Annotated in this window: 15 protein-coding genes; 5 read left to right on the top strand and 10 right to left on the bottom strand. The window is 57.4% G+C overall.

The annotated features are described in order from the left end of the window. Positions 1–48 precede the first annotated feature (48 nt). Positions 49–621: a xanthine phosphoribosyltransferase gene (locus ACZ9IM_RS23690; protein WP_007934646.1), complete on the top strand. Its 573-nt coding sequence runs from the start codon at positions 49–51 to the stop codon at positions 619–621. A 150-nt stretch (positions 622–771) separates the two neighbouring features. Here the strand turns inward: ACZ9IM_RS23690 and srmL are convergent, their stop codons facing one another. After that, positions 772–1,920, bottom strand: coding sequence for a PheS-related mystery ligase SrmL (gene srmL, locus ACZ9IM_RS23685; RefSeq protein ID WP_401175548.1), 1,149 nt, complete (start codon positions 1,918–1,920; stop codon positions 772–774). 448 nt (positions 1,921–2,368) lie between these two features. Between srmL and ACZ9IM_RS23680 the strand changes: the two genes are divergently transcribed. Continuing rightward, a complete protein-coding gene (locus tag ACZ9IM_RS23680) occupies positions 2,369–3,292 on the top strand; it encodes a CgnE/CgnB domain-containing protein (protein WP_427624072.1) in 924 nt (307 codons plus the stop codon). 305 nt (positions 3,293–3,597) lie between these two features. Here ACZ9IM_RS23680 and ACZ9IM_RS23675 read toward each other — a convergent pair whose 3' ends face one another. The 6 genes from ACZ9IM_RS23675 to dadA all read right to left on the bottom strand — a co-directional run bounded on the left by ACZ9IM_RS23675 (position 3,598) and on the right by dadA (position 9,771). Then, positions 3,598–5,547, bottom strand: a complete 1,950-nt coding sequence (locus ACZ9IM_RS23675; RefSeq protein ID WP_476225075.1) for an acetyl-CoA hydrolase/transferase C-terminal domain-containing protein — start codon at positions 5,545–5,547, stop codon at positions 3,598–3,600. Positions 5,548–5,681: 134 nt separating this feature from the next. After that, complete coding sequence (locus ACZ9IM_RS23670) at positions 5,682–6,098, bottom strand: c-type cytochrome (protein WP_123720235.1); 417 nt, start codon at positions 6,096–6,098, stop codon at positions 5,682–5,684. 182 nt (positions 6,099–6,280) lie between these two features. Further along, entirely contained in the window at positions 6,281–6,829 is a 549-nt protein-coding gene (locus ACZ9IM_RS23665; protein ID WP_008073360.1) for a cupin domain-containing protein, read from the bottom strand. Between the two features lie 128 nt (positions 6,830–6,957). Next, on the bottom strand, positions 6,958–8,031 hold the full coding sequence (gene alr / locus ACZ9IM_RS23660) for an alanine racemase (protein ID WP_476225074.1): 1,074 nt from the start codon (positions 8,029–8,031) through the stop codon (positions 6,958–6,960). Positions 8,032–8,141: 110 nt separating this feature from the next. Next, positions 8,142–8,495: a RidA family protein gene (locus ACZ9IM_RS23655; protein WP_007894740.1), complete on the bottom strand. Its 354-nt coding sequence runs from the start codon at positions 8,493–8,495 to the stop codon at positions 8,142–8,144. Continuing rightward, a complete protein-coding gene (gene dadA, locus ACZ9IM_RS23650) occupies positions 8,467–9,771 on the bottom strand; it encodes a D-amino acid dehydrogenase (RefSeq protein ID WP_476225073.1) in 1,305 nt (434 codons plus the stop codon). The genes ACZ9IM_RS23655 and dadA overlap by 29 nt, the downstream gene beginning before the upstream one ends. A 156-nt stretch (positions 9,772–9,927) precedes the next feature. Here dadA and ACZ9IM_RS23645 point away from each other — a divergent pair, with 156 nt between their 5' ends. Then, a complete protein-coding gene (locus ACZ9IM_RS23645) occupies positions 9,928–10,416 on the top strand; it encodes an Lrp/AsnC ligand binding domain-containing protein (RefSeq protein ID WP_003206849.1) in 489 nt (162 codons plus the stop codon). A 118-nt stretch (positions 10,417–10,534) separates the two neighbouring features. Here the strand turns inward: ACZ9IM_RS23645 and ACZ9IM_RS23640 are convergent, their stop codons facing one another. Continuing rightward, complete coding sequence (locus tag ACZ9IM_RS23640; protein WP_007894729.1) at positions 10,535–10,888, bottom strand: YkgJ family cysteine cluster protein; 354 nt, start codon at positions 10,886–10,888, stop codon at positions 10,535–10,537. A 147-nt stretch (positions 10,889–11,035) separates the two neighbouring features. Here ACZ9IM_RS23640 and ACZ9IM_RS23635 point away from each other — a divergent pair, with 147 nt between their 5' ends. Beyond that, complete coding sequence (locus tag ACZ9IM_RS23635) at positions 11,036–12,349, top strand: NAD(P)/FAD-dependent oxidoreductase (RefSeq protein WP_476225072.1); 1,314 nt, start codon at positions 11,036–11,038, stop codon at positions 12,347–12,349. Positions 12,350–12,493: 144 nt separating this feature from the next. On the opposite strand, the gene ACZ9IM_RS23630 is transcribed toward ACZ9IM_RS23635, so the two are convergent. Beyond that, positions 12,494–12,739 carry a DUF1127 domain-containing protein gene (locus tag ACZ9IM_RS23630; protein WP_427624064.1) on the bottom strand — a complete coding sequence of 82 codons (246 nt, stop codon included), beginning with the start codon at positions 12,737–12,739 and terminating at the stop codon, positions 12,494–12,496. A gap of 179 nt (positions 12,740–12,918) precedes the next feature. On the opposite strand from ACZ9IM_RS23630, the gene ACZ9IM_RS23625 reads away from it, so the two are divergent. Further along, positions 12,919–14,337, top strand: coding sequence for an aminotransferase-like domain-containing protein (locus ACZ9IM_RS23625; RefSeq protein ID WP_427624063.1), 1,419 nt, complete (start codon positions 12,919–12,921; stop codon positions 14,335–14,337). A 4-nt stretch (positions 14,338–14,341) separates the two neighbouring features. On the opposite strand, the gene ACZ9IM_RS23620 is transcribed toward ACZ9IM_RS23625, so the two are convergent. Further along, positions 14,342–14,866, bottom strand: a complete 525-nt coding sequence (locus ACZ9IM_RS23620; RefSeq protein ID WP_476225071.1) for a DUF1120 domain-containing protein — start codon at positions 14,864–14,866, stop codon at positions 14,342–14,344.

Here is a 14,866-nt window from a genome sequence, read left to right as displayed (position 1 = left end):
ACACTTTTTACACGCCAGGCGCACATGGCGTCAGTAGAGGAAAGCTTCATGGAAGCACTGCACAAGAAAATTCGCGAAGAAGGCATAGTGCTTTCCGACCAGGTCCTGAAAGTCGACGCCTTTCTGAACCACCAGATCGACCCGGCCCTGATGAAGCTGATCGGCGACGAATTCGCCACGCTGTTCAAGGATTCGGGCATCACCAAGATCGTCACCATCGAAGCCTCGGGCATCGCGCCTGCGATCATGACCGGCCTGAACCTTGGCGTACCGGTGATTTTCGCCCGCAAGCATCAGTCCCTGACCCTGACTGAAAACCTGCTGTCGGCGACCGTTTACTCGTTCACCAAGCAGACCGAAAGCACCGTGGCGATCTCCCCGCGCCACCTGACCAGCAGCGACCGCGTGCTGATCATCGACGACTTTTTGGCCAACGGTAAGGCGTCGCAAGCGTTGATCTCGATCATCAAACAGGCCGGCGCGACCGTGGCCGGCTTGGGTATTGTGATCGAGAAGTCGTTCCAGGGCGGCCGTGCAGAACTGGATGCTCAGGGTTATCGCGTTGAATCGTTGGCTCGGGTGCAGTCGCTGAAGGATGGCGTTGTAACCTTCATCGAATAAACCGCCACACCACATCTGCTGCCTGCTCGCTCCCACATTAAACCGCGTCCGCTTGGACAACTCGGTCAATTGTGGGAGAGAGCTCGCTCCGGGTGACGTTCCGGGATGACAATAACGCGACGATTCAGTGATTACTCGAACACCTCGGTTTCAAGCCTTTGGCAGGTCCATTCTGTAACCCGCCCCAGGCGCTCCTTCATGCATTGCTGCCTGAATGTCCGCATACAAGGCGTTCGCCTCAGCGGTAGTGATTGATCGCGAACAATCGCGCAGCACCACGCGTAAAAGCACATTTTCCTGGCCTGGCAGCAGCCCGAGCCGTTCAATTGCCTGCGCGGGTAAATCCGAGAACGCCCACCGCCCCTGAACTTGCATCTCCTCGATCCAGTCAGAGCAGTCGCCGGCTGCCTGCAACATTCTTTCGGTCAACACTTCCTCGCTCAGCCCCGGCGTTACCGCCAACGAAATGTCACGAGCAATAGACGGCAAACGAGATACTGCGGTCCATGGATTCAGATCATACATCTGCGCCTGCACTCGCACATTCTGATCGCGTAGCAAGCGAATATCTGGAATACCTTTTCGCAACATCGTCAGGCGATCCAGCCCCATCCCGAGCGCCAACCCTCCATGATGCAGCGGGTCAATGTTCAAGCGTTCCAACAAAGACCTCGCAATACGACCACACTCAAGTACCTCAACCGGAACCCCATCATTCAAGACATTTACTTCGATTCCGCCCTCTGTGTAGTGATGCGGACTATTGCTATGGACCCAACGTTTGTCAGGAACGGCGGACTTAAGTATATCGCCGACCAAACGCAACAGATGCTCGTGCGTTGCCAGTTCCGGATCTCCCAGCACCCAAATATCCATTTGATGCGGTTCCGCGCAATGCCAACGATCCCGACTATCACGACGGAAAGTAATACCTGGCGCTGCCAGCAATATCGTCTGTCCCGGCTGGCGCACCTGAGCCGCTCGCTGAAGCGCTACCGGGATCTGGCTGGTGGTTTGTGTTCGCAACAGCGAGTGCTCATCGACCCAACGGGTGTGTTCACTCCCCAGCGTAACCTCTGCCGGGTCATAACCGAGCAAACCGTAATTTTCCTCAGCAGACACAATCCTCGGCCCGGTTTGTAGTTGCGCTTGAGGCCAACCTTTTTCAGAGAGTCCTTTGAGGATTTCATTTAGCAGCAACCGAACGGCGTGATCGGGATCTTTTGTTTCGGTTAGATCATCCAATAATAGAGCCTGATGGACAGACGTATCTGTCAGATATTTCTTTGATGCGCGCACTATATAACCCTCGACCTACAGTTGAATATCGAGCCAGAAAAACAAGCCCATAAATAACGACACAAGATCATCTACCACAACCCAAAAATGGCAAATACCAAAATTTCAGAACAAGACTACAGATACACCCCACACAAATAACCAAATTAAATCTTCGAGCCCCGCGCCAGATAAATTGATTCTAAAAAACGCCCAACAAATCATTTAACACATCAAAAAATTCTGTATTAATTATTCCACTCCCAAGCAGTTCGGGGGGGCAAAAACCAAAAAATGAAAAAGGATGATCAGATGAAAAATGAAAAAGTCGTCAAAGAAAAGCTTAACCGGATCACTTCTGGCCCGGATAATTTTGGGTGGGCACCGTTGGCTTGGGCTCACACCGAAGAATAAATAATACCAATGCGCGGCGAGTATTCTTGCCGCGCATTGAAAAAAGGAGGGTTTTATGTCGCCACCGAATATGATATCGACACTCTTCGGCCATGAGGAATTATCCATCATTGCAGACTCAGAGGACTTCCTCAGAGAATGTGCGCTATTAGGGTTCAATACGGCCAATATTTCTAAACTAAAGAAATTGCCAAAAAACAGTATTGTTTTTTCTTTTAGCAATGACGCTGCAAAAATGACGTTTGAACTAGCAAAAAACACAGAAAGCAAGAAAAGCATTTTCTGCGCAACTCAAGTGTTCGAACCCAGCGTAACTGCTGCACTCTATAGCCTCAAACTTTTGCTGAGCTGCAATTTTGAACATGCCTTATGCACACAACGATCCGTATTAAACATGCTCAACTCAAATGAGTTATTTCTCCTGTCTGGTAATGGTGCCGATGCGCAAGTCTCAGTTTTTCCGCACGCCCAACCTTACGCGCTACTTGCCGAAGACGTTTCTCACGACTTTGTTCAGTCTGTAGCAGAATTTTTTGAAGTTCATTACGCACACATGAACCCACAAGAGCCCTGTCCGTTTTCTTTTAGCGGCACATTAAAAATCGCTGGAATATTGACAGTACTTAGAAAACCTAACCCGCTATTACCAGAGGGCTTGAAAACTTCCCTAAAATGGCTGAGTGACCGAATTGCGAAAGAAGGTGGATTATTATCAATTAAAGACAACACCATCACTTCACTAAAAATAAACAACGAGGAACATATAAAACTTCTGGATCTTGCGGCTGGCTTTCGTGGACTCAAGCTGACGGAGTTCGCCATTGGGGTAAACGATGCCATCGCACTAAAAATTGATTATAAAATAAACTCACAAATGAATGAAGGTATCAGCGGGGTTCACCTAGCTATTGGTGATGGGTCTTCCGGTTATCACATAGACTTCCTTAGTCCATCCGTGAACGTAAATCCAATACACTAGTCACCTGAGAAAATTAAAAATCTTCTGTCGCAACAACGCCTGCGCATGCGGCCCTATGGGGGAGTCGCTGAACACATCGCTATCACGAGCAAGGCCGCTCCCAAATTGGATGTTCGTCGGACACAGAATTTATATGCTCTGGAGATCCGAGTGGGAGCGAGCCTGCTCGCGATGAACGAATACACGTTTTTCCAGTGGCTACTTGTGCGCCTCAACCTTAAACATTATTCGTTTTACCGCCAGCTCCGCCAACATGATGATCTGTTGAATTGCCATGGTGTATGCCGGTGTACACTTTTAAACACTCACTTCGAGCTGGTTCCTATCGCGGGCAAGCCCGCAGTAGCCTTCAGGCCGGTCAGCAACAACCGCTGAAACAAATCCTCCTTCAGCCCTTCCGGTTTCGTCAGCTGCATCCTTTCCAGATGCACGGGAAATTCCGAAGGCGCTGGCGCATCCAGCGCAGCCTTGCCCAATTCCAGTATCTCGGTGAGCTTGAACTTGCTCTTCAACCAGTTCAGCGCCCGCAATAGATCCCGTTCCTCAGCGGTGAAATCACAGCCCAGCGGATATTCCGGAAACAGATTCGAATGCCGCGCCTGAATGGCCTGCAACCGCTGTGGGCTGTTGTCGGCGAAACGCGGATCGAGGCGAAAATGCTTCGGCAATTTGCCAACGCTCTGCGCCTGCTCGATCAGCCCAGGCTGGAAACGTGAGTCGCTGATATTCAGCAATGCCTCGATCACCGCCGCGTCGGTCTTGCCGCGCAAATCGGCGATGCCGTATTCGGTGACGACGATGTCCCGCAGATGTCGTGGGATCGTGCAGTGGCCGTATTCCCAGACGATATTCGAACTGACTTCACCGCCCGACTCGCGCCAACTGCGCAGCAGCAGGATCGAACGCGCGCCTTCCAGCGCATGGCCCTGGACCACGAAATTGTATTGCCCGCCGACACCGCTCAGCACCCGCCCGTCTTCGAGTTGATCGGCCACGCCGGCGCCGAGCAAGGTCATGGTGAAGACCGTGTTGATGAAGCGTGCATCAAGGCGCTGCAAGCGTTTGAGTTCTTCCTGACCGTAGAGCTCGTTGATGTAGCTGATGCGGGTCATGTTGAATTCGAGTCGTTTGCCTTGGGGCATCTCCCGCAGGCGTTCATAGAAACTGCGCGGCCCGAGGAAAAATCCGCCATGCACCGAGATGCCGTCAGGCTGCGCGGCCTCGTCCAGCGTCCCGGCATTCGACTGCTGCTGGGTCGGCACGTCCGGGTAGACCTTGCGCCGCACGATCCCGGCGTCGGCCAACACCAACAAGCCGTTGACGAACATTTCGCTGCAACCGTAAAGGCCCTTGGCGAACGGTTCGATGCCTCCTTCACGCTCAATCAACTGCGCCCACTGGCTGAGATTCAAATCCCCCAGTAACGCCCTGTAACCGTCACTGTCAGCCTGCCGCGCCAGCAACGCTGCCGTCAGGGCATCGCCCATGGAACCGATGCCGATTTGCAAGGTGCCGCCGTCGCGCACCAGCGTGCTGGCGTGCAGCCCGATGAAATGATCCTGGAAACCCACCGGCATATTCGGCGTGGAAAACAGCGTGGTGTTGTCTTTCGCGTCGATCAGCAGGTCGAAGGTGTCGATGCCGATTTCCGCATCGCCGGGCATGTACGGCAAATCGTTGTGCACCTGCCCCACCATCAGGATCGTCTCCCCCGCCGCCCGACGCTTGGCGATCATCGGAAACAAGTCGAGGGTGATATCCGGGTTGCAGCTCAGGCTCAGGCGATCGGGATGCTCGCTGTGGCTGGCGACCAGTTGCGCCACCAGGTTCAAGCCAGCGGCATTGATGTCCCGGGCCGCGTGGCTGTAATTGCTGCTGACGTAATCCTGCTGGGCCGATGCGCTGTTAAGCAGGCTGCCTGGCTGCAGGAAGAATTGATTGACGTGAATGTTGGCCGGCAGGCTGTCGCGATGCAGGTCGGCGAGGAAATCCAGCTCCGGGTAATCGCCAAACACCCGCTCGATGAAGGGCTCGAGGAAGCGCTTTTGCAAGCCGTCGCCCAATGGCGGGCGTCCGAGGCACAGGGCGGTGTAAATCGTCAGTTGCCGCTCGGGCAGTTGCGCGATCCGTTGATACAGCGCGTTGACGAAGTGATTGGGTTTGCCCAGTCCCAGCGGCAATCCCATATGGATATGCGCCGGCAACCGCACCAGGACGTCATCGACCGCCTGTTCGATAGAACACAACTGCACCATCTGATCCTCCCGCCCGTTCCATGAATTGGGGTTGGACCGAGCTTGCCGGGTCTTTGCTGCAAAGCATAGCCTCAGGGGTAAATCGCAGACACAAAAAAGCCGCTCATAAGCGGCTTTTCGTTGAAAATGAAGGCTTATTTCAGGCCAGACATCTTCTGGATGGCGCCCTTGAGCTCAGCATCGGCGCAATCGGCGCAGGTGCCTTTTGGCGGCATCGCATTGATGCCGGAGATTGCTTTCGCCAGCAAGCCGTCCAGGCCGCCTTCTTTCTTGGCGCGCTCGCCCCAGGCTGCAGCATCACCGATTTTCGGTGCGCCCAACAGGCCGGTACCGTGGCAAGCGTTGCAATGTTTCGCAATCACTTCGTCAGGGGTCTTGGCACCACCACCGCCACCAGCAGATGCTGCGACTTCCATCCCCTTGCACTCTTTACCCTGCACACAAACCTGGCCGACTGGCTCAAGACGTTTAGCAATATCGTCGTTGGTTGCTGCTTGTGCGCTGACTGCCCAAAGGGCCAATACGGTTGCTGGTACGGCCAGCATTTTCATAATTAGATTCACGCGTTCACCCTCAATGGTGGCTAGTCACGCCCACGGCCACGGTTCGCAGGCGGGCGCAAGTATAGCGGTAAGCCCGCCACACTGAAACAACCCCAAAGTCGAAGGGGTCTTATCGTGGGAAGGAAATACAGCAGGGGCGTCTGCGCAATCCGGGCAGGACGCCTCTTCTCTTAGAAATTCGCCGGGGTAGCTGCGCTGATTAGTCGCGCCGGAGCATCGAACGGATTACGGAAACGATGCGGCTTGGTACTTTCAAAGTAGTAGCTGTCGCCGGCTTCGAGCACAAATGTTTCGAGCCCGACCACCAGTTCCAGCCGCCCTTCCACCAGAATCCCGGTTTCCTCGCCCTCATGGGTGAGCATCTCTTCACCCGTGTCGGCGCCTGGCGGGTAGATTTCGTTGAGGAATGCAATAGCCCGGCTCGGGTGAGCCCGACCGACCAGTTTCATGGTCACTGCCCCATCGGAAATGTCGATCAGCTCGTGGGCTTTGTAAACGATCTGAGTCGGTATTTCCTGCAGGATTTCTTCGGAAAAGAACTCGACCATGGACATGGGAATCCCGCCCAGTACCTTCCTCAGCGAACTGATCGAGGGGCTGACGCTGTTCTTCTCGATCATCGAAATGGTGCTGTTGGTAACACCCGCGCGTTTGGCGAGCTCACGCTGGGAAAGACCTTTGAGCTTACGGATCGATTGCAGTCGTTCACCGACGTCCAATGCTGGAGCCTCCAGGGGTTCAGGTTGTAGAAATATTGAGCGTTATCATGGCGACAGCGTTCAGTATTTACAACACTTGGGCCTGAATCCTGTTTGGCGAAGCGACTTTCGGTCGGGAACGTTTTTCGTCAGGCCCCGGAATAGAGCAGCGGCACTCGACGCAGGTTGCAGAATATCTGGTAAGGAATCGTGCCCGCGGCCGTCGCAACGTCACTGGCGAGGATATTTTTGCCCCACAACTCGACGGTCGAACCAAGGTCGGCTTGCGGCACGTCGGTCAGGTCGATGCAGAGCATGTCCATCGACACGCGGCCAATCAACTGGCTGCGCTGCCCGGCGACCATCACGGGCGTACCGGTCGGTGCCTGACGTGGATAGCCGTCGGCATAACCCATCGCCACCACGCCCACGCGCATCGGCTTGGGCGTGATGAATTTCGCGCCGTAACCAATCGGTTCGCCGGCCGGCAGTTCACGCACGCAAATCACTTTCGATTCCAGGGTCATCACCGGTTGCAGGCGGGACGCCACGGCATTGGCCTCTTCGAAAGGCGTTGCGCCGTAGAGCATGATGCCCGGGCGCACCCAATCGCTCGGAATCTGCGGCCAACCGAGCACCGCCGGCGAATTACGCAGGCTGATTTCAGCCGACAACCCCTGACGCGCCGCCTCGAACACCGCGACCTGCTCGGCGCTGGTCTGGCAATGCAGCTCATCGGCGCGAGCAAAGTGACTCATCAGCACGATCTTCGCCACTTTGCCGCTGGCCAGCAGCCGTTGATAGGCCGCCTGGTAATCCGCCGGGTGCAGGCCAACCCGATGCATGCCGGAGTCGAGCTTGAGCCAGACCGTGATCGGTTTGCTCAGCGCGGCTTTTTCGATGGCCTCGAGCTGCCACAGCGAATGCACCACACACCAGAAGTCATGCTCGACGATCAGCGACAGCTCATCGGCTTCGAAAAAGCCTTCGAGCAACAACACCGGCGCACGAATGCCAGCGGCGCGCAGCTCCAAAGCTTCTTCGATGCACGCCACGGCAAACCCGTCCGCCTCGGCTTCCAGCGCCTGGGCGCAGCGTACCGCGCCATGGCCGTAGGCATCGGCCTTGATCACCGCAAGGGCCTTGGCCCCGGTGACTTCGCGGGCGATCCGGTAGTTGTTGCGCAGGGCTTGAAGGTCGATCAGGGCACGGGCTGGACGCATGGCGGCAGACTTCTAGTCGGTCATTGAAAAAAAACCGGCGCTGGCTGACAGCGTGAACCGCCAACAGCGCCGGGAGAGGGATCTTTCTGGCTTGGCTTTACGGTAGAGCGTTATGGCAGCGCGGCCACAACCGACAGCTCAACCAGGATTTGCGGTTCGCACAGCTTCGATTCGACCGTCGCGCGGGCCGGTGCGACGCCTTTTGGCAGCCACTGGTCCCACACCGAATTCATGCCTGCGAAGTGCGCATCGATGTCTTTCAGGTAAATCGTCACCGACAGCAGGCGGTTCTTGTCGGTCCCCGCCAGATCCAGCAAACGCTCGATGTTGGCGAGGGTTTCACGGGTCTGCTGTTCAATCCCGGCGCTCATGTCATCGCCGACCTGCCCTGCCAGATACACCGTACTGTTGTGGACAACGATCTGGCTCATGCGCTCATTGGTGAGCTGGCGCTGGATTGACATGTTTTGCGGACTCCTTGAGTTTGTTGCCATAACGGGAAATATCGAGGCCTTCGGCGCTGATCTGCGGCGTTTTCTTCGCCATCAGATCGGCCAGCAAACGACCGGAGCCACAGGCCATGGTCCAGCCGAGCGTGCCGTGGCCCGTATTCAGAAACAGATTTTTGAACGGCGTGGCGCCGACAATCGGGGTGCCGTCCGGAGTGGTCGGACGCAGGCCGGTCCAGAAGCTCGCCTGGGGCAGATCGCCGCCCTGAGGATAAAGGTCGTTGACGATCATCTCCAGGGTTTCGCGCCGGCGCGGGTTCAACGACAGGTCAAAACCGGCGATTTCCGCCATGCCGCCGACGCGGATGCGATTGTCGAAACGGGTGATCGCGACCTTATAGGTCTCGTCGAGAATGGTCGACGTCGGGGCCATCGCCGGGTTGATGATCGGCACGGTCAGCGAGTAACCCTTGAGCGGATACACCGGCGCCCGAATGCCCAACGGCTTGAGCAATTGCGGCGAGTAGCTGCCCAGCGCCAGCACGTAGCGGTCGGCAGTTTCCAGCTTGCCATCGATCCACACGCCATTGATGCGATCACCGGCGAAGTCGAGGCGCTGGATGTCCTGGCCGAATCGGAATTCCACACCCAGTTTCGTGGCCATTTCGGCCAGGCGGGTGGTGAATATCTGGCAGTCGCCGGTCTGGTCGTTCGGCAGGCGCAAGGCCCCGGCGAGAATGTCGGTGACACTGGCCAGTGCCGGTTCGACCCGGGCAATGCCGGCGCGGTCGAGCAATTCGAACGGCACGCCGGACTCTTTCAGCACGGCGATGTCTTTGGCGGCGCCATCGAGCTGCGCCTGGGTGCGGAACAGTTGGGTAGTACCGAGGCTGCGGCCTTCGTAGGCAATGCCGGTTTCGGCGCGCAATTCGTCGAGGCAGTCACGGCTGTACTCGGACAGGCGCACCATGCGCTCCTTGTTCACCGCATAACGGCTGGCGGTGCAGTTGCGCAGCATTTGCGCCATCCACAGGTATTGGTCGATGTCGGCGGTGGCCTTGATCGCCAATGGCGCGTGACGCTGCAACAGCCACTTGATGGCTTTGAGCGGCACGCCCGGCGCGGCCCACGGCGAGGCATAACCCGGCGAAACCTGCCCGGCGTTGGCGAAACTGGTTTCCATGGCCGCCGCTGGCTGACGGTCAACCACCGTCACCTCAAAGCCGGCCCGTGCCAGATAATAGGCACTGGCGGTACCGATGACGCCGCTACCCAAGACCAGAACGCGCATTTTCATATCCCTCATCGCGGCTTACCGCTGACGTTTATTGTGCAGACCGAAGATGTGGGCAGTTTAAAAAAGATTAGCCAGTGCTTTTCACTATATAAGTGCCTATATTTGGCGACAATTCTCGGCAAAAACCCTTTTCACGGAGGCGCATCCCCTATGCGGACCAACACTCAGACCAAACGTGAGCTGGACAAGATCGACCGCAACATCCTGCGGATCCTGCAAGCGGACGGGCGCATTTCCTTCACCGAGCTCGGGGAAAAGGTCGGCCTCTCCACCACGCCCTGCACCGAACGGGTACGGCGACTGGAGCGCGAAGGGATCATTATGGGCTACAACGCCCGCCTGAATCCGCAGCACCTCAAGGGTAGCCTGCTGGTGTTCGTCGAGATCAGCCTCGACTACAAATCCGGTGATACTTTCGAAGAGTTCCGACGCGCGGTGCTGAAACTGCCCCACGTACTGGAATGCCATTTGGTGTCAGGGGATTTCGATTACCTGGTGAAAGCACGGATTTCCGAGATGGCCTCGTACCGCAAACTGCTGGGCGACATCCTGCTCAAGCTGCCGCATGTGCGCGAATCCAAGAGCTATATCGTGATGGAAGAAGTGAAAGAGAGCTTGAACCTGCCGATTCCGGATTGAGCCTACACCGATCGTTCCCACGCTCCGCGTGGGAATGCAGCCCGGGACGCTCTGCGTCCCATCCAGAGCCGAACGCAGAGCGTCCGAAGAGGCATTCCCACGCAGAGCGTGGGAACGATCAAACCAGCACCTGCCGGGTAGAAGCCATGTACTCATGAATCTGCTTCTCGACCCGCGGATGGATCAGCTCCACCGGTCGCCGCCCGTTGGGGCATGGCAATGTCTTGGTGGTGCCGAACAGCCGACAGATCAGCGGTCGTTCGTCATACACCGTGCAGCCATTGGGGCCCAGATGGACGCAATTGAGTTCATCCATCGCCGCATCCTGCTCCGCCCGGGTCTTGCGCGGCAGGCGGGACATTTCTTCGGGCGAGGTGGTCACCGGCCCACAGCAGTCATGGCAGCCGGGCACGCACTCGAAAGAGGGAATCTGTTGGCGCAGCGTGCGAATTTTCTGACTGTTGCAACTCATCGAAGCGGTGACCGAATACGAAATAGACCGGGATTCTGACGCAAAAACCCCGATCCAGACAGCGCCAACCGACCGGTGTTGCCCGTGTCCGAAGCGGCGGCTTATGCTCCGTCAACTTTTTCAAACACATGCACCCAGGATGACCACATGAACGCCCCCGTTCAGCAACCTGCCTCGAGCCATCAACACGCGGCCTCTTATTACGCCGCCAGCAGCCTGCCGCAGCCCGATCTCGCGGTACTCACAGGTGAGTTGATTGCGGACGTGTGCGTGGTGGGCGGCGGGTTCTCCGGGCTGAACACCGCGCTCGAACTGGCCGAACGCGGCTTCAGCGTGGTGCTGCTGGAAGCGCACAAAATCGGTTGGGGCGCCAGTGGACGCAATGGCGGGCAGTTGATTCGGGGCGTCGGCCATGGTCTCGATCAATTCGCCAACGTGATCGGCGTCGACGGCGTGCGTCAGATGAAACTGATGGGTCTGGAAGCGGTGGAAATCGTCCGACAGCGGATCGAGCGTTTTCAGATCCCTTGCGACCTGACTTGGGGCTACTGCGATCTCGCCAACAAGGCTCAAGACCTGGAAGGCTTCGCCGAAGACGCCATCGAGCTGCACGGCCTCGGTTATCGTTACGAAACCCGTCTGCTGCAAGCCCACGAAATGCACAGCGTGGTGGGTTCCGATCGCTACGTCGGCGGTTTGATCGACATGGGCTCCGGGCATCTGCACCCCTTGAACCTGGCACTCGGCGAAGCGGCAGCCGCCGGGCAATTGGGCGTGAAGCTGTTCGAACAATCGGCGGTGACCCGCATCGATTACGGCCCCGAGGTCAAAGTCCACACCGCCCGGGGCACGGTTCGCGCGAAGACGCTGGTGCTGGGTTGCAACGCCTACCTCAACGATCTCAACCCGCAACTCGGCGGCAAGGTGCTTCCCGCCGGCAGTTACATCATCGCCACCGAACCCTTGAGTGAAGAACAGGCCCACGCCTTGCTACCGCAAAACATGGCGGTCTGCGATCAACGGGTGGCGCTGGATTACTACCGACTCTCGGCCGACCAACGTTTGCTGTTCGGCGGTGCCTGCCATTATTCAGGGCGCGACCCGAAAGACATCGCCGCCTACATGCGACCGAAGATGCTGGCGGTGTTCCCGCAACTGGCCGAGGTGAAAATCGACTATCAATGGGGCGGGATGATTGGCATCGGCGCCAATCGCCTGCCGCAGATCGGTCGGCTCAAGGAGCAGCCGAATGTGTATTACGCCCAGGCCTATTCCGGCCATGGGGTGAACGCCACGCATCTGGCGGGCAAGTTGTTGGCTGAGGCCATCAGCGGCCAGCAGAGCGGAGGTTTCGACCTGTTTGCCAAGGTGCCGCATATCACCTTCCCGGGTGGCAAGCATTTGCGTTCTCCGCTGTTGGCGTTGGGGATGTTGTGGCATCGGTTCAAAGAATTGGTCTGAAAGATTTTCGGCGTCTGTGTCGACGCCTTCGCGAGCAAGCCCGCTCCCACATTTAATCGTTGTCGAACACAAAATCTGCGTTCGTTGACGATCAAATGTGGGAGCGGGCTTGCTCGCGAATAGATTTAAAGAACACCGCAAAACTCAGATCCGCCAGAACGGCTTAAGCCCCTCCTCCCGCGCCTGCTCCTGACTCAATCCGACATCCCTGAGCTGTTCCGGCGTCAATTCCAGCAACACCTTGCGCGTGTGCAGACGATGCCAGAACAGACCCCAGCGACCCAGGCCGGACGGTGCGTTGCGCATCACTGCCTCGCGTGCGCCGTTTTTTTGCCCTGCCGCCAGTTCCTGACTGTGTAACGTCAGCCGCACATCGCTCAAGCCGTTCATTTTCGTCGCTCCTGTTTACTTGGGTAGCCAGAGCTTTCATGATGCGCGGACGGCGAAAAGCATTACAGATTCAACGATGGTGTATTAACTCCATACAGATTTCCCGTTTCAGCGTCTGAATCACATATATTCACCCCATCTGTACTGGTCAACCGAATCACCCATACCGAGACTGCGCCATGACCCTCTATGTCAATCTCGCCGAATTGCTCGGCACGCGTATCGAACAGGGCTTCTATCGCCCCGGTGACCGGTTGCCCTCGGTGCGGGCACTGAGTGTCGAACACGGGGTCAGCCTGAGCACGGTGCAGCAGGCCTATCGAGTGCTGGAAGACGTTGGCCTGGCGATGCCCAAACCCAAGTCCGGCTACTTCGTGCCCGTAAGTCGCGAACTGCCGGAGCTGCCAGTGGTTGGCCGGCCGGCCCAGCGACCGGTGGATATTTCGCAGTGGGATCAAGTGCTGGAACTGATCCGCGCCGTACCGCGCAAGGACGTCGTGCAGCTGGGTCGCGGCATGCCGGACATCACCACGCCGACCATGAAACCGCTGCTGCGCAGCCTGGCGCGAATCAGCCGTCGGCAGGACATGCCCGGCCTGTATTACGACAACATCTATGGCACCCTTGAATTGCGCGAACAGATCGCTCGCCTGATGCTCGACTCTGGTTGCCAGTTGGGCGCCAACGATCTGGTGATCACTACCGGTTGCCACGAAGCACTGTCCACCAGCATCCGCGCCATCTGCGAGCCGGGTGACATCGTCGCCGTGGATTCGCCGAGCTTTCACGGCGCCATGCAGACGCTCAAAGGCCTGGGCATGAAAGCGCTGGAAATCCCTACTGATCCGCTCACCGGCATCAGCCTCGAAGCTTTGGAACTGGCATTGGAGCAATGGCCGATCAAGGCCATACAGTTGACCCCCAACTGCAACAACCCGCTGGGCTACATCATGCCGGAGGCGCGCAAACGTGCGTTGTTGACACTCGCACAGCGTTTTGACGTGGCGATTATCGAGGACGATGTGTATGGCGAACTGGCCTACACCTACCCTCGCCCACGCACGATCAAATCCTTCGACGAAGACGGCCGCGTCCTGCTCTGCAGCTCTTTTTCCAAAACCCTGGCACCAGGCCTGCGCATTGGCTGGGTCGCACCGGGCCGTTATCTGGAACGGGTGCTGCACATGAAGTACATCAGCACCGGCTCCACCGCGCCGCAGCCGCAGATTGCGATTGCCGAGTTTCTCAAGGCCGGGCACTTCGAACCGCATTTGCGGCGGATGCGCACGCAATACCAGCGCAATCGCGACGCGATGATCGACTGGGTGACCCGCTATTTCCCCGCTGGCACCCGGGCCAGCCGCCCGCAAGGCAGCTTCATGCTGTGGGTCGAACTGCCGGAGGGCTTCGATACCCTGAAACTCAATCGGGCGCTGCATGATCAAGGCGTACAGATTGCTGTCGGCAGTATCTTTTCCGCCTCGGGCAAATACCGCAATTGCCTGCGGATGAACTACGCTGCCAAAACAACCCCGCAGATCGAAGAAGCAGTGCGCAAGGTCGGTGCGACAGCTATCAAATTGCTGGCTGAAGGCTGAACGATCAGTCCAGCTGAAATCGCCCCCATGCCTGGAACGGGGTTATGTCACGAACGCGTGTCGCTTGTGGGGGGACGAGGGTTTCGATATCCAGTTCCAGGCGCCAATGCTGGCCAGCCAGAGGCTGACCGTCGAGCCTGGGTCGGATGCGATCGCCTGGCCGCAGTAGCGCTACGTTGTGCGCGCCGTCGGATTCTCTTAACCAGTTGACTGCCTGGCCATCGAGTCGTGCAGCAACCAGACGCAGCTGCATAAAGCCCGGCCCGAACCGATAGTGCTGCGCGTCGACAGCCGGCGCCTCGAACCGCAGCGTCATCGGTTGCGGCTCGCTGCATTGCACGTTCAGATATATCCGCCGAATGCCGAAACTCAGAGCCGCCCCCGTATTCGACGCCTGCAAGCCATCACGGGTATGCGAACCATAATCCAGCACCATGGGATTGAGCTGCATCGTGCAGTCCGCCTGCGCATAACTCGGTAGCGCGACCGGCCACAATGCCAGCAACAAGAGCCTGACAAAATCTTTCAT

It is taken from the genome of Pseudomonas sp. TE12508, from assembly GCF_056279485.1.
The sequence above is the reverse complement of the archived record's forward strand: the minus strand, read 5'-3'. Positions and strand labels throughout refer to the sequence as shown.

Coding starts and splice junctions, on each gene's coding strand:
- ACZ9IM_RS23690 (WP_007934646.1), top strand. CDS start 49: ATGGAAGCACTGCACAAGAAAATTCGCGAAGAAGGCATAGTGCTTTCC.
- ACZ9IM_RS23680 (WP_427624072.1), top strand. CDS start 2,369: ATGTCGCCACCGAATATGATATCGACACTCTTCGGCCATGAGGAATTA.
- ACZ9IM_RS23675 (WP_476225075.1), bottom strand. CDS start 5,547: ATGGTGCAGTTGTGTTCTATCGAACAGGCGGTCGATGACGTCCTGGTG.
- ACZ9IM_RS23670 (WP_123720235.1), bottom strand. CDS start 6,098: ATGAAAATGCTGGCCGTACCAGCAACCGTATTGGCCCTTTGGGCAGTC.
- alr (WP_476225074.1), bottom strand. CDS start 8,031: ATGCGTCCAGCCCGTGCCCTGATCGACCTTCAAGCCCTGCGCAACAAC.
- ACZ9IM_RS23655 (WP_007894740.1), bottom strand. CDS start 8,495: ATGTCAATCCAGCGCCAGCTCACCAATGAGCGCATGAGCCAGATCGTT.
- dadA (WP_476225073.1), bottom strand. CDS start 9,771: ATGCGCGTTCTGGTCTTGGGTAGCGGCGTCATCGGTACCGCCAGTGCC.
- ACZ9IM_RS23645 (WP_003206849.1), top strand. CDS start 9,928: ATGCGGACCAACACTCAGACCAAACGTGAGCTGGACAAGATCGACCGC.
- ACZ9IM_RS23640 (WP_007894729.1), bottom strand. CDS start 10,888: ATGAGTTGCAACAGTCAGAAAATTCGCACGCTGCGCCAACAGATTCCC.
- ACZ9IM_RS23635 (WP_476225072.1), top strand. CDS start 11,036: ATGAACGCCCCCGTTCAGCAACCTGCCTCGAGCCATCAACACGCGGCC.
- ACZ9IM_RS23630 (WP_427624064.1), bottom strand. CDS start 12,739: ATGAACGGCTTGAGCGATGTGCGGCTGACGTTACACAGTCAGGAACTG.
- ACZ9IM_RS23625 (WP_427624063.1), top strand. CDS start 12,919: ATGACCCTCTATGTCAATCTCGCCGAATTGCTCGGCACGCGTATCGAA.
- ACZ9IM_RS23620 (WP_476225071.1), bottom strand. CDS start 14,866: ATGAAAGATTTTGTCAGGCTCTTGTTGCTGGCATTGTGGCCGGTCGCG.